The following is a 13,509-nucleotide window of genomic DNA, read 5'->3' as shown; positions in this document are numbered from 1 at the left end:
GAAAACCATGGCTAAGGTATTCGCGATCGCCAACCAGAAGGGCGGCGTCGGCAAGACCACGACCTGTATCAACCTCGCGGCATCGCTGGTCGCCACCAAGCGACGCGTGCTGCTGATCGACCTCGATCCACAGGGCAATGCCACCACCGGCAGCGGTGTGGATAAGTTGTCCCTGGACCATTCCATCTACGACGTGCTCACCGGCGAATGCGACCTGGCCCAGGCCATGCAGTTCTCCGAGCACGGCGGTTACCAGCTGCTGCCCGCCAACCGCGACCTCACCGCGGCGGAAGTGGTGCTGCTGGAAATGGATATGAAGGAGCATCGTCTGCGCCACGCGCTGGCGCCGATCCGCGAGAACTACGACTTCATCCTCATCGACTGCCCGCCGTCGCTGTCGATGCTGACGGTCAACGCCCTGTCCGCCTCGGACGGCGTGATCATCCCCATGCAGTGCGAGTACTACGCACTGGAAGGGCTGACCGACCTGATGAACAGCATCCAGCGCATCGCCGAGCGCCTGAATCCGGCGCTGAAGATCGAAGGCCTCCTGCGCACCATGTACGACCCGCGCATCAGTCTGACCAACGACGTCAGCGCGCAGTTGCAGGAACACTTCGACGACAAGCTCTACACCACCGTGATCCCGCGCAACGTGCGACTCGCTGAAGCCCCCAGCTTTGGCATGCCGGCGCTGGTCTACGACAAGCAATCGCGCGGTGCCCTCGCCTACCTGGCGCTGGCCGGCGAGCTGGTGCGCCGTCAGCGCGCCGCTCGCACCACCGCACCCGCCTAAGAGATTAAGGAACCCGCATGGCCGCCAAGAAACGAGGTCTCGGACGCGGGCTGGACGCCCTGCTCAGTGGCTCCAGCGCCGCTACGCTGCAGGAAGAAGCCGTTCAGGTGGACAGCAAGGAGCTGCAACACCTGCCGCTGGACCTGATCCAGCGCGGCAAGTACCAGCCCCGCCGCGACATGGACCCGCAGGCCCTCGAGGAACTCGCCCAGTCGATCAAGGCCCAGGGTGTGATGCAGCCGATCGTGGTGCGCCCCATCGGCAACGGTCGCTACGAGATCATCGCCGGTGAGCGCCGCTGGCGCGCCACCCAGCAGGCCGGCCTGGACAAGATCCCGGCGATGGTCCGCGAAGTGCCCGACGAAGCTGCCATCGCCATGGCACTGATCGAGAACATCCAGCGCGAAGACCTCAATCCCATCGAGGAAGCGGCTGCCCTGCAGCGCCTGCAGCAGGAATTCCAGCTGACCCAGCAACAGGTCGCCGACGCCGTGGGCAAATCCCGCGTCACCGTGGCCAATCTGTTGCGGCTGATCGCTCTGCCGGAGGAGATCAAGACCCTGCTCTCCCATGGCGACCTGGAAATGGGCCATGCCCGCGCCTTGCTCGGACTGCCGGAGAATCGGCAGGTTGAGGGTGCGCGACATGTTGTCGCACGCGGTTTCACTGTGCGTCAGACCGAAGCACTAGTGCGCCAGTGGCTCAATACATCCGAGGAACCTGTCAAAACGGTCAGGACCGACCCGGACATCAGCCGCCTCGAACAGCGCCTGGCCGAGCGCCTGGGCGCTCCCGTGCAGATTCGCCATGGCCAGAAGGGCAAGGGCCAGTTGGTGATCCGCTACAACTCCCTCGACGAGCTGCAGGGTGTGCTCGCCCACATACGCTGATACGAAAGGCTATGTAGGGGGTCGTCGGAAATCACTACCTGACGGTTGAACGGGTATGCGGCGCCCCCTATACTCTGCGCGCAATTTTGTCGGCACAAAGTATGCCAAGTTGTTGATTTGTGAAGCCGACGCCAGAGGACTGTGAGCTCAGATGGAACCCCGCAAGCCCAATCGTTTGCCCTTCCATCGTCAACCGGCGTTTCGCCTGTTGCTCGTCCAACTGGTGGTGCTGCTTATCGGTGCAGGAACCCTGTGGTTTGCCCGGGGATCGGTCGCAGGTTATTCCGGATTGCTCGGAGGCCTGATTGCGTGGTTGCCGAATCTGTACTTTGCTCGCAAGGCGTTCCGTTATAGCGGCGCGCGTTCTGCCCAGCTGATAGTCCGGTCCTTTTATGCCGGTGAGGCGGGAAAACTGATTCTGACGGCAGTGCTCTTCGCACTGACGTTCGCAGGTGTGAAGCCGCTGGCGCCCCCGGCGCTGTTCGGCCTCTACCTGCTGACCCTCGCGGTCAGCTGGTTTGCACCCCTGCTGATGCGAAACACATTTACAAGACCTTAGAGCGATTGAGGCAAACATGGCAGCAGAAAGCGCTTCGGGTTACATCCAGCACCACTTGCAGAACCTGACCCTGGGTCGTCTGCCGGATGGTTCCTGGGGGTTCGCCCACACCGCCGAACAAGCCAAGGAAATGGGCTTCTGGGCATTCCACGTTGATACCCTGGGCTGGTCCGTATTCCTCGGCCTGGTGTTCATCCTGATCTTCCGCATGGCAGCCAAGAAGGCCACCAGCGGTCAACCTGGCGGCCTGCAGAACTTCGTCGAAGTTCTCGTGGAGTTCGTCGACGGCAGCGTGAAGGACACCTTCCACGGCCGTAATCCGCTCATCGCACCGCTGGCGCTGACCGTGTTCGTCTGGATCTTCCTGATGAACCTGATCGACCTGGTGCCCGTGGACTTCCTGCCGCTGGCGGCTCAGGCGGTCACCGGCAACGAGCACCTGTTCTTCCGCGCCGTGGCCACTACCGACCCGAATGCTACCTTCGGCATGTCGATCGCCGTGTTCGCGCTGATCATCTTCTACAGCATCAAGGTCAAGGGCATCGGCGGCTTCCTCGGCGAGCTGACCCTGCACCCGTTCCACAGCAGCAACATGGTGGTTCAGATCATCCTGATCCCCGTGAACTTCCTGCTGGAGTTCGTGACCCTGATCGCCAAGCCGGTATCCCTGGCACTGCGTCTGTTCGGCAACATGTACGCCGGCGAGCTGATCTTCATCCTGATCGCCGTGATGTTCGGTTCCGGCATCCTCTGGCTGGGCGGCATGGGCGTCGTGCTGAACTGGGCGTGGGCCGTGTTCCACATCCTGATCATCACCCTGCAGGCCTTCATCTTCATGATGCTGACCATCGTCTACCTGTCGATGGCCCACGAAGACAGCCACTGATCCAAAGATTCTATGCGCCCATTCCCTCGCGGGAGTGGGCGTAAGAAGAGCTTCACCACCTTAACTTGCTTCAACCTTTAACCAACACGACAAAAAAGTCGGGAGGAAAAATGGAAACTGTAGTTGGACTCACTGCTATCGCCGTTGCACTGCTGATCGGTCTGGGCGCTCTGGGTACCGCCATCGGCTTCGGCCTGCTGGGCGGCAAGTTCCTGGAAGGCGCTGCTCGTCAGCCGGAAATGGTTCCGATGCTGCAGGTCAAAATGTTCATCGTCGCCGGCCTGCTCGACGCCGTGACCATGATCGGTGTTGGTATCGCTCTGTTCTTCACCTTCGCTAACCCGTTCATTGCTCAGGTTGCCCAGTAATTTCCGCAACGCGGAAATCTGTGACTGAACAACGAACGAGCGAGGTATTGGCGTGAACATTAATGCAACTCTGATCGGCCAGGCCATCGCGTTCGCCATCTTCGTCCTGTTCTGCATGAAGTTCGTGTGGCCTCCGGTCATTGCGGCTCTGCACGAGCGTCAGAAGAAGATCGCCGACGGCCTGGACGCTGCCAACCGCGCGGCTCGTGACCTGGAACTGGCCCACGAGAAAGCGGGTCAGCAACTGCGCGAAGCCAAGGCTCAGGCAGCCGAAATCATCGAGCAGGCGAAGAAGAGCGCTAACCAGATCGTTGACGAAGCCCGTGATCAGGCCCGTGCCGAAGGTGATCGCATGATCGCCCAGGCCAAAGCCCAGATCGAACAGGAACTCAACAGCGTCAAAGACGCCCTGCGTGCCCAAGTGGGTGCCCTGGCTGTCTCCGGCGCCGAGAAGATCCTGGGTGCTTCGATCGATGCCAACGCGCAAAAGCAGCTGGTTGATCAACTGGCCGCCGAGATCTAAGCAGAGGGCGATATGGCAGAACTGACCACATTGGCTCGTCCTTACGCGAAGGCGGCTTTCGAGTACGCCCAGGCTCATCAGCAATTGGCCGATTGGTCTACTGCTCTGGGTGTGCTGGCTGCAGTGTCGCAGGACGACACCGTGCGCCAGCTGCTCAAGGAGCCTCAGCTGACCGCAGCCGCCAAGGCTGACGCGCTGATCGACGTGTGTGGCGACAAGCTCAATGCTCCGGCCCAGAACTTCGTCCGGACTGTGGCTGAAAACAAGCGGCTCGACCTGCTGCCGACCATCTTCGTGATGTTCGAGCAACTCAAGGCCGAGCAGGAAAAATTGGTCGAGGTCGAGGTCACCAGTGCCTTCGCCCTGGACCAGCAACAGCAGGACAAACTCGCCAAGGCTCTCAGCGCCCGGCTCAGTCGCGAAGTGCGACTTCATGCGTCGGAAGACGCGAGCCTGATCGGCGGCGTGGTTATTCGCGCCGGCGACTTGGTAATCGATGGCTCGGTGCGCGGCAAAATCGCGAAACTGGCCGAAGCGTTGAAATCTTGAGTTTGAAGGGGCAGCGGCATGCAGCAACTCAATCCTTCCGAAATTAGTGAAATCATCAAGGGGCGCATCGAGAAACTCGACGTCGCCTCGCAAGCGCGCAACGAAGGCACCATCGTCAGTGTTTCCGATGGCATCGTGCGCATCTTCGGTCTGGCCGACGTCATGTACGGCGAGATGATCGAATTCCCGGGCGGCGTCTACGGTATGGCGCTGAACCTGGAGCAAGACTCCGTCGGTGCTGTGGTACTGGGTGAATACCAGGACCTCAAAGAAGGCATGAACGCCAAGTGCACCGGCCGCATCCTGGAAGTCCCGGTTGGTCCGGAACTGCTGGGTCGCGTTGTCGACGCCCTGGGTAACCCGATCGATGGCAAAGGCCCGATCGATGCCAAACTGACCGACGCTGTCGAGAAAGTGGCACCGGGCGTGATCTGGCGTAAGTCGGTAGACCAGCCGGTTCAGACCGGTTACAAGTCGGTCGACGCCATGATCCCGGTTGGCCGTGGCCAGCGCGAGCTGATCATCGGTGACCGTCAGATCGGTAAAACCGCTCTGGCCATCGACGCCATCATCAACCAGAAGAACAGCGGCATCCGCTGCGTCTACGTTGCCATCGGTCAGAAGCAATCGACCATCGCCAACGTCGTTCGCAAGCTGGAAGAAAACGGCGCCCTGGCCAACACCATCGTGGTGGTTGCCAGCGCTTCCGAATCCGCCGCTCTGCAATACCTGGCTCCGTACTCCGGCTGCACCATGGGCGAGTACTTCCGTGACCGCGGCGAAGACGCTCTGATCGTTTATGACGATCTGTCCAAGCAAGCTGTTGCCTACCGCCAGATCTCCCTGCTGCTGCGCCGTCCGCCGGGCCGCGAAGCTTACCCGGGCGACGTGTTCTATCTCCACAGCCGTCTGCTGGAGCGCGCTTCCCGCGTTTCCGAAGAGTACGTAGAGAAGTTCACCAACGGCGAAGTGAAAGGCAAGACCGGTTCCCTGACCGCCCTGCCGATCATCGAGACCCAGGCCGGCGACGTTTCCGCGTTCGTTCCGACCAACGTGATCTCGATCACCGACGGCCAGATCTTCCTGGAATCCGCCATGTTCAACTCGGGTATCCGTCCGGCCGTCAACGCCGGTATCTCGGTATCCCGTGTCGGTGGCGCGGCCCAGACCAAGATCATCAAGAAGCTGTCCGGTGGCATTCGTACCGCCCTGGCCCAGTACCGTGAACTGGCGGCCTTCGCCCAGTTCGCCTCGGACCTGGACGACGCGACCCGCAAGCAGCTGGAACATGGTCAGCGCGTTACCGAGCTGATGAAGCAGAAGCAGTACGCGCCGATGTCCATCGCCGAGATGTCGCTGTCCCTGTATGCCGCCGAGCGTGGCTTCCTGCAGGACGTCGAGATCGCCAAGGTGGGCGCCTTCGAACAAGCGCTGATCGCCTACTTCCAACGTGAGAACGCCGCTCTGCTGGCGAAGATCAACGAGAAGGGTGACTTCAACGACGAAATCGACGCAGGCATCAAGGCCGGCATCGAGAAGTTCAAGGCCACCCAAACCTGGTAAGCCGCAGCGGGGGTCGGTGACGGCCCCCGCCTGCTAAACCGATAGGTGTGAAATGGCAGGCGCAAAAGAGATTCGCAGCAAGATTGCGAGCATCAAAAGCACGCAAAAAATCACCAATGCCATGGAAAAGGTGGCGGTGAGCAAGATGCGCAAGGCACAAATGCGCATGGCGGCCGGCCGTCCCTACGCGGAGCGCATTCGCCAGGTGATCGGCCATCTGGCCAACGCCAACCCGGAATACCGTCACCCGTTCATGGTCGAGCGTGAAGTAAAACGCGTCGGCTACATCGTGGTGAGCTCCGACCGTGGCCTGGCTGGCGGCCTGAACATCAACCTGTTCAAGGCGCTCGTCAAGGACATGAGCGGGCAGCGCGATCGTGGCGCGGAGATTGATCTCTGCGTGATCGGCTCCAAGGGTGCATCCTTCTTCAAGAGCTATGGCGGCAACGTGGTTGCAGCTATCAGCCACCTGGGCGAAGAGCCGTCGATCAATGATCTGATCGGCAGCGTCAAGGTCATGCTGGATGCCTACCTGGAAGGTCGCATCGATCGCCTGTACGTGGTTTCCAACAAGTTCGTCAACACCATGACCCAGAAGCCGACCGTGGAACAGCTGATTCCGCTGGTGGCCGAGGACAATGCCGAGCTGAAGCACCACTGGGACTACCTCTACGAACCCGACGCCAAGGCCCTCCTCGACGGCCTGCTGGTGCGCTACGTGGAATCCCAGGTGTACCAGGCCGTGGTTGAGAACAACGCCTGTGAGCAGGCGGCCCGGATGATTGCAATGAAGAACGCTACCGACAACGCCGGTGATCTGATCAGTGGTCTGCAACTGATCTACAACAAGGCACGTCAGGCGGCGATCACCCAGGAAATCTCGGAAATCGTCGGCGGCGCTGCCGCGGTGTAAGAACAGGTTCAAAATTCAGAGGAACCAGACATGAGTAGCGGACGTATCGTTCAAATCATCGGCGCCGTGATCGACGTGGAATTCCCGCGCGATGCCGTGCCGAGCATCTACGAGGCCCTGAAAGTTCAGGGCGTCGAAACCACCCTGGAAGTCCAGCAGCAGCTGGGCGACGGCGTGGTTCGTTCCATTGCGATGGGTTCCACCGAAGGCCTCAAGCGTGGCCTGAACGTGGAAAGCACCGGCGCAGCCATCTCCGTCCCGGTCGGCACCAAGACCCTGGGTCGTATCATGGACGTGCTGGGCAACCCGATCGACGAAGCGGGCCCGATCGGCGAAGAAGAGCGCTGGGGTATTCACCGCGACGCTCCGTCCTACGCTGACCAGGCTGGCGGCAACGACCTGCTGGAAACCGGCATCAAGGTTATCGACCTGGTCTGCCCGTTCGCCAAGGGCGGTAAAGTCGGTCTGTTCGGTGGTGCCGGTGTCGGCAAGACCGTCAACATGATGGAACTGATCCGTAACATCGCCATGGAGCACAGCGGTTACTCTGTGTTCGCTGGTGTGGGCGAGCGTACTCGTGAGGGTAACGACTTCTACCACGAGATGAAGGATTCCGGCGTACTGGACAAGGTAGCCCTGGTTTACGGCCAGATGAACGAGCCGCCGGGCAACCGTCTGCGCGTTGCGCTGACCGGCCTGACCATGGCCGAGAAGTTCCGTGACGAAGGCCGTGACGTACTGCTGTTCATCGACAACATCTACCGTTACACCCTCGCCGGTACCGAAGTATCCGCACTGCTGGGCCGTATGCCTTCGGCAGTAGGTTACCAGCCGACCCTGGCCGAAGAGATGGGCGTTCTGCAAGAGCGCATCACCTCCACCAAGAAAGGCTCGATCACCTCGATCCAGGCCGTTTACGTTCCCGCGGACGACCTGACCGACCCGAGCCCGGCGACCACCTTCGCCCACTTGGACGCCACCGTCGTACTGTCCCGTGACATCGCCTCGCTGGGTATCTACCCGGCCGTGGATCCGCTGGACTCGACTTCCCGTCAGCTGGACCCGCTGGTCATCGGCCAGGATCACTACGACACCGCTCGTGGCGTGCAGTACGTTCTGCAGCGCTACAAGGAGCTGAAGGACATCATCGCGATCCTCGGCATGGACGAACTGTCCGAAGCCGACAAGCTGCTGGTGGCCCGTGCTCGTAAGATCCAGCGCTTCCTGTCCCAGCCGTTCTTCGTGGCTGAAGTATTCACCGGCTCGCCGGGCAAATACGTCTCCCTGAAGGACACCATCGCTGGCTTCAAAGGCATCCTCAACGGCGACTACGATCACCTGCCCGAGCAGGCGTTCTACATGGTCGGCGGCATCGAAGAAGCCATCGAGAAAGCGAAGAAGCTGTAATCCGTGCGCCCGGCAACGGGCGCCCAGGCCGTCGAGGAGCGTTGCGAGCGACGGTCAGGCAAGGCGGAATTGATCGAAGAAGCGCGGTTTACGTTGGTAAACGAGCATTCTGAGATCGATTCCAACGCCGCCTGGCCTAGCGCAGTAGCGCATCGACAGCCTAATTACGTGAGGCAAGGGTATGGCTATTACAGTCCACTGCGACATCGTCAGCGCCGAAGCGGAGATCTTCTCCGGTCTGGTCGAGCTGGTCGTAGCGCACGGCTCCCTGGGCGATCTGGGTATCGCTCCGGGCCACGCGCCGCTGATCACCGAGCTCAAGCCGGGTCCGATCCGCCTGGTGAAGCAGGGTGGCGAGCAGGAGGTGTACTACATCTCCGGCGGCTTCCTCGAAGTACAGCCGAACATGGTCAAGGTTCTCGCCGACACCGTGATTCGCGCAGGCGACCTCGACGAAGCGGCTGCCCAGACCGCACTGAAGGAAGCTGAGAAGGCTCTGCAAGGCAAAGGTGCAGAGTTCGACTACAGCTCCGCCGCAGCCCGCCTGGCCGAAGCCGCAGCGCAACTGCGCACGGTCCAGCAGGTTCGCAAGAAGTACGGCGGCTAAGCCGCGAAGTCCTCAGGGACTTCAGCGTCAAATGGGAAAAGGGTAGCCTTGGCTACCCTTTTTCTTTTTCCACTCGCGGATAATCCCGCTCACCAGGACGGTCTCCCACCCATGTCTCTCGAAATCGTCATTCTTGCTGCCGGCCAGGGCACCCGCATGCGCTCGGCACTGCCGAAAGTCCTGCATCCGGTCGCTGGCAAACCGATGCTTGCCCACGTGATCGATACCGCCCGAGGCCTTGGCCCGTCGCGCATCCATGTGGTGATTGGCCATGGCGCCGACCTGGTGCGTGAGCGCCTGCAGGCGGATGACCTGAATTTCGTTATCCAGGAACAGCAGCTGGGTACCGGCCATGCTGTGGCGCAGGCAGCCCCGTTCCTGAGTGCAGACAATGTGCTGATCCTCTACGGCGATGTGCCGCTGATCGAGCAACCGACCCTGGAACGCCTGATGGCCCAGGCCACGCCGGAACAGCTGGCGCTGCTGACGGTCAAGCTGGACGATCCGACTGGCTACGGCCGCATCATCCGCGGCGCCGATGGCGAGGTTCGGGCGATCGTCGAGCAGAAGGACGCTACCCCCGAGCAGCGTGCCATCCGCGAAGGCAACACCGGCATCCTCGCTGCGCCCCGTGAGCGCCTGCTGGGCTGGCTGTCGCGGTTGTCCAACTCCAACGCCCAGGGCGAGTATTACCTCACCGACGTCATCGCCATGGCGGTGGGGGACGGCCTGCGCGTGGCCACTGCCCAGCCGCAGGTGGCAATGGAAACCCAGGGCGCCAATGACCGCCTGCAGCTTTCCGAGCTGGAGCGCTTCTTCCAGCAGCGCGTGGCGCGCCGCCTGATGGCTCAAGGTGTGACCCTGATCGACCCGGCGCGTTTCGACGTTCGTGGCGAAGTCAGCGTCGGCCGCGACGTCAGCATCGACATCAACGTGATTCTCGAGGGTCAGGTGGAGATCGAGGATGACGTGCAGATCGGCCCGAACTGCTACATCAAGGACAGCACGCTGCGTCGCGGTGCGATCATCAAGGCCAATTCGCACCTGGAAGGCGCCCATGTCGGCCCCGACAGCGATGTCGGCCCGTTTGCCCGCCTGCGTCCGGGCAGCGTGCTGGAGCGCAAGGTGCATGTGGGTAACTTCGTCGAGCTGAAGAATGCACACCTGCAGGATGGCGTGAAGGTCGGCCACCTGACCTACCTGGGTGACAGCGAAGTCGGTGCGCGCTCCAACATCGGTGCCGGCACCATCACCTGCAACTACGATGGCGCCAACAAGTGGCGTACCACTATCGGCGAAGACGTTTTCATCGGTTCCAATAACTCCCTGGTTGCGCCTGTGGATATCGGCACGGGCGCCACAACTGGCGCGGGTTCCACCATCACCTCCGAGGTGCCGGCCGGCACCCTGGGCGTCGGTCGCGCCAAGCAGCGGGTGATCGAAGGCTGGAAGCGCCCGGAAAAGATCAAGAAATCCTGATTCACAACGCATCGCCCTGTGGGTAAGTCGTTATCCACAGGGCGATTTTTTCTGTTATTCACAAAGCCTTGCTGTGCAGTGGCTCGTTCTTGCTGGAGTTTTCCCGGTCATGCTCGGCGTCGCCATCCTGATCTTTCTGATCACCGATCCATTCGGCAATATCGCGGTGTTCCTCGCCGCCCTCAAATCCGTACCGGCTGAACGCCGTCTGAAGGTAGCGTTGCGTGAACTGCTCTTCGCGCTGGGCCTGCTGCTGCTGTTCCTCACCCTGGGCGAGCACATCCTCACCGGACTCGGCTTGTCCAAGGAAGCCACCGGTATCGCTGGCGGCATAATCCTGTTCGTGGTCGCCATGCGCCTGATCTTCCCCACGCCCCAGGGCGTGCTGGGCGACATGCCGGACAACGAGCCGCTGTTCGTGCCGCTGGCTACCCCGGCGGTGGCGGGGCCGTCAGCGCTGGCGATGCTGATCACCCTGCGCAGCACCTACACTGGTCCCTTGTGGGAGCTGTATCTGGCGGTGATCCTGGCCTGGGCCGCGACCGCCTTCATCCTGATGCAGGCGGCATTCCTCCAGCGCTTCCTCGGCCCGCGCGGGCTGATGGCGGTGGAGCGTCTGGCCGGCATGCTGCTGATCATGCTCAGCGTCAACATGCTCCTGCAGAACGTGCGCAGCTTCCTGCACATCGCCGCCTGATGCTGTCCCCTTGAGAACTGCCATGACCCTGCGTGTCCTGACCTTCTTGCTTCTCACCACACTGCTCGCCGGCTGCGCCGACAAGGGGCTGCAGATCGATCGCGAGCACGTGTCGAAGAACCAGGACAGCCGCATCCAGTACGTCATCGTCCACTACACCTCGGCCGACCTGCCGCGTTCGCTGGCGCTGTTGACCCACGGCGAGGTGAGTGCGCACTACCTGATCGGCGACAACCCGGCGACCATCTACCAGTTGGTGGACGAAAACCGTCGCGCCTGGCACGCCGGCGCCAGCGAATGGCAGGGCCGGACCTGGCTGAATTCCACGTCCATCGGCATCGAACTGGTGAACCCCGGCTACCGCGACACCCCCAGCGGCAAGATCTGGTATCCCTATCCGGATGCTCAGATCGACGCATTGATCGCCTTGCTCAAGGACATCACCAAGCGCCAGGGCATCACCCCGGAACACATCCTCGGGCACAGCGACATCGCCCCGCAGCGCAAGGTCGACCCGGGCCCGCTGTTTCCCTGGAAGAAGCTGGCCGACGCGGGCCTGATTCCCTGGCCGAAGCCGGGCGAGCTGTCGCGCCGGCTGGCCGAGCTGAATGGGCAATTGCCGGCACCGGTCTGGTTCCAGCAGCAGCTGGCACGCCACGGTTACGCGGTGCCGCTCGGTGGTGTGATGGATGAGGAAACCCGCAATGTGATCGCGGCGTTCCAGATGCGTTTCCGCCCGGCGCGCTTCGACGGCGAACCGGATCTGGAAACCGCCGCGCTGCTGCTGGCCGTACCGACGTCTTAAACCGGCAACAGCAGGTAGAAGCGCGAGCCCTTGCCCTGTTGCGAGCGCAGGGCAATGCGTCCACCGTGCAATTGCACGATTTCCCGGCACAGGGCCAGGCCGAGTCCGACGCCGCCTTTCTTGCGACCCACTTGCACGAAAGGCTCGAAGATACGTCCCTGCTGGCTGAGCGGTATGCCGTCGCCGCTATCTTCCACGGCAATCGCCACGCGCTCGTCCTGGCAACGCGCCTGCAGGCGGATAGTGCCGCCCTCGGGAGTGTGGCGCAGGGCATTGCCGATCAGGTTGTCCAGCACCCGTTCGATCTGCGTGCGGTCGATGTTGATGGGCGGCAGTCCCTCGGCGATCTCCAGGTCCAACTCGATGTGCTTCTCCGCTGCGGGCCCGATGAAGCGGTGGTTTGCCTGACGAAGCAGGTCGGCAACGTCGCAGGGCTGCAACTCCAGCTTCTGAGTGCCGCTCTGGTAGCGGGAGAAGTTCAGCAGATCGTTGATCAGCCGCACCAGACGATGCATTTCCTCGTCCACCGTACGCACCAGGTCTCGCTCGCGGGATTCCGCGGGGAATTTCAGGCGCTCGGCGAGCAGGCCGAAGGCCATGTGCATGCCGGTCATGGGGGTGCGCAGTTCGTGTGAGGCTCGCAGCACGAAGTCGTTGCGCACGCGCTCGAAGGCGCGCTGCTCGGTGACATCGCGCACCACCATCACCGCGCCGATGTTGCGGCCGTCGTCATGGCTGACCGGCGAAATGCCCCAGGTCAGCAGCCGGCTTTCGCCGCTCACTTCCACCACCAGGTCCTGCGGGGTCTCCTCCAGCAGGTTGCCACTCAGCACGCGCTGTACTGCCTGGGTCAGCGCCGGGTTGTTCAGCATCGTGCCGAGGTCCTGGCCCTGGGGATCGCCATGGGAGAACAACTGGCGCGTGGCGACCGGATTGGCGTGCTCGATGCGGCCATGCCGATCAAGGATCACCAGGCCATCATCGATGCTGTCCAGCACTGCCAGCAGGCGCTTGCGCCCTGAGCCCAGGGCTTCGGTGTTGCTCGCCCGATAGAGGCGCAGCGCTTCGGCCATCAGGCCGAAGCGGCGGCTCAGGGAAGACATCTCGGCGACGCCGGAGACCGGCAAGGTCACGTCGAAATCCCCCTGGCCTATCTTGTCCGCCGCCTTGGCCAGCGTCTCGATCGGGGCGCCGAAGCGCCGGGCGATGCTATGGGCGGTGATAAAGCCGACGACCAGGATGGCGATGCCGATCAGCCCGAGCAGGCCGCTGATCAGCAAGGTTCGGTCACGGGCCGAGCGTTCGTCGTTGCTGATGTTTTCCATCGCCACCTGGTGCAGCGCCAGCAAACGGTTGCGCAGGACGTCCAGGGTGCGGCTGAGGTCGCTGTCTTCCAGCAGTTCCGGGCGCCCCGGTCCAGGCGTATCGGTCGCCTCGACGAACAGTCGGTGGGCGTCAGATCGGAAG

General features: G+C 62.1%; 15 protein-coding genes. 14 read left to right on the top strand and 1 reads right to left on the bottom strand.

Translation table 11 applies throughout. The features are described 5' to 3' along the window. Window positions 1–7: 7 nt before the first annotated feature. The 14 genes from A9513_RS16615 to A9513_RS16550 all read left to right on the top strand — a co-directional run bounded on the left by A9513_RS16615 (window position 8) and on the right by A9513_RS16550 (window position 12,042). Complete coding sequence (locus tag A9513_RS16615; RefSeq protein WP_065085105.1) at window positions 8–796, top strand: ParA family protein; 789 nt, start codon at window positions 8–10, stop codon at window positions 794–796. A 17-nt stretch (window positions 797–813) separates the two neighbouring features. Beyond that, on the top strand, window positions 814–1,686 hold the full coding sequence (locus A9513_RS16610; RefSeq protein WP_024765004.1) for a ParB/RepB/Spo0J family partition protein: 873 nt from the start codon (window positions 814–816) through the stop codon (window positions 1,684–1,686). 151 nt (window positions 1,687–1,837) lie between these two features. After that, a complete protein-coding gene (locus tag A9513_RS16605; RefSeq protein ID WP_065085104.1) occupies window positions 1,838–2,245 on the top strand; it encodes a F0F1 ATP synthase subunit I in 408 nt (135 codons plus the stop codon). A 16-nt stretch (window positions 2,246–2,261) separates the two neighbouring features. After that, the gene (gene atpB / locus A9513_RS16600; RefSeq protein ID WP_017518843.1) at window positions 2,262–3,131 is read left to right on the top strand and encodes a F0F1 ATP synthase subunit A; all 870 of its coding nucleotides are present in this window, start codon (window positions 2,262–2,264) and stop codon (window positions 3,129–3,131) included. Window positions 3,132–3,241: 110 nt separating this feature from the next. Further along, on the top strand, window positions 3,242–3,499 hold the full coding sequence (gene atpE / locus A9513_RS16595; protein WP_003457994.1) for a F0F1 ATP synthase subunit C: 258 nt from the start codon (window positions 3,242–3,244) through the stop codon (window positions 3,497–3,499). A gap of 52 nt (window positions 3,500–3,551) precedes the next feature. Next, window positions 3,552–4,022, top strand: coding sequence for a F0F1 ATP synthase subunit B (locus A9513_RS16590; protein ID WP_017518842.1), 471 nt, complete (start codon window positions 3,552–3,554; stop codon window positions 4,020–4,022). A gap of 12 nt (window positions 4,023–4,034) precedes the next feature. After that, window positions 4,035–4,571 (top strand): F0F1 ATP synthase subunit delta, encoded by a 537-nt coding sequence (locus A9513_RS16585; RefSeq protein ID WP_065085103.1) that lies wholly within the window; start codon window positions 4,035–4,037, stop codon window positions 4,569–4,571. Window positions 4,572–4,589: 18 nt separating this feature from the next. After that, window positions 4,590–6,134 (top strand): F0F1 ATP synthase subunit alpha, encoded by a 1,545-nt coding sequence (atpA, locus tag A9513_RS16580; RefSeq protein ID WP_017518840.1) that lies wholly within the window; start codon window positions 4,590–4,592, stop codon window positions 6,132–6,134. Between the two features lie 52 nt (window positions 6,135–6,186). Further along, window positions 6,187–7,047: a F0F1 ATP synthase subunit gamma gene (atpG, locus tag A9513_RS16575; protein ID WP_017518839.1), complete on the top strand. Its 861-nt coding sequence runs from the start codon at window positions 6,187–6,189 to the stop codon at window positions 7,045–7,047. Window positions 7,048–7,077: 30 nt separating this feature from the next. Then, window positions 7,078–8,454, top strand: coding sequence for a F0F1 ATP synthase subunit beta (gene atpD / locus A9513_RS16570; RefSeq protein ID WP_017518838.1), 1,377 nt, complete (start codon window positions 7,078–7,080; stop codon window positions 8,452–8,454). A 181-nt stretch (window positions 8,455–8,635) separates the two neighbouring features. Continuing rightward, the gene (locus A9513_RS16565) at window positions 8,636–9,061 is read left to right on the top strand and encodes a F0F1 ATP synthase subunit epsilon (protein WP_017518837.1); all 426 of its coding nucleotides are present in this window, start codon (window positions 8,636–8,638) and stop codon (window positions 9,059–9,061) included. Between the two features lie 111 nt (window positions 9,062–9,172). After that, the gene (gene glmU / locus A9513_RS16560) at window positions 9,173–10,540 is read left to right on the top strand and encodes a bifunctional UDP-N-acetylglucosamine diphosphorylase/glucosamine-1-phosphate N-acetyltransferase GlmU (protein ID WP_065085102.1); all 1,368 of its coding nucleotides are present in this window, start codon (window positions 9,173–9,175) and stop codon (window positions 10,538–10,540) included. A 109-nt stretch (window positions 10,541–10,649) separates the two neighbouring features. After that, complete coding sequence (locus tag A9513_RS16555; RefSeq protein WP_017518835.1) at window positions 10,650–11,237, top strand: MarC family protein; 588 nt, start codon at window positions 10,650–10,652, stop codon at window positions 11,235–11,237. Window positions 11,238–11,259: 22 nt separating this feature from the next. Then, window positions 11,260–12,042 (top strand): N-acetylmuramoyl-L-alanine amidase, encoded by a 783-nt coding sequence (locus A9513_RS16550; protein WP_037007230.1) that lies wholly within the window; start codon window positions 11,260–11,262, stop codon window positions 12,040–12,042. Here A9513_RS16550 and A9513_RS16545 read toward each other — a convergent pair. Then, window positions 12,039–13,509, bottom strand: a 1,471-nt coding sequence (locus A9513_RS16545; RefSeq protein ID WP_065085101.1) for an ATP-binding protein, incomplete at its 5' end; no start/stop codon positions are given. The two genes, A9513_RS16550 and A9513_RS16545, sit on opposite strands and share 4 nt — an antisense overlap.

It is taken from the genome of Pseudomonas sp. AU12215 (assembly GCF_001675465.2).
Lineage (GTDB): Bacteria > Pseudomonadota > Gammaproteobacteria > Pseudomonadales > Pseudomonadaceae > Pseudomonas > Pseudomonas nitroreducens.
Note: the sequence above shows the minus strand (reverse complement) of the source record. Positions and strands in the feature narration are given on the sequence as shown.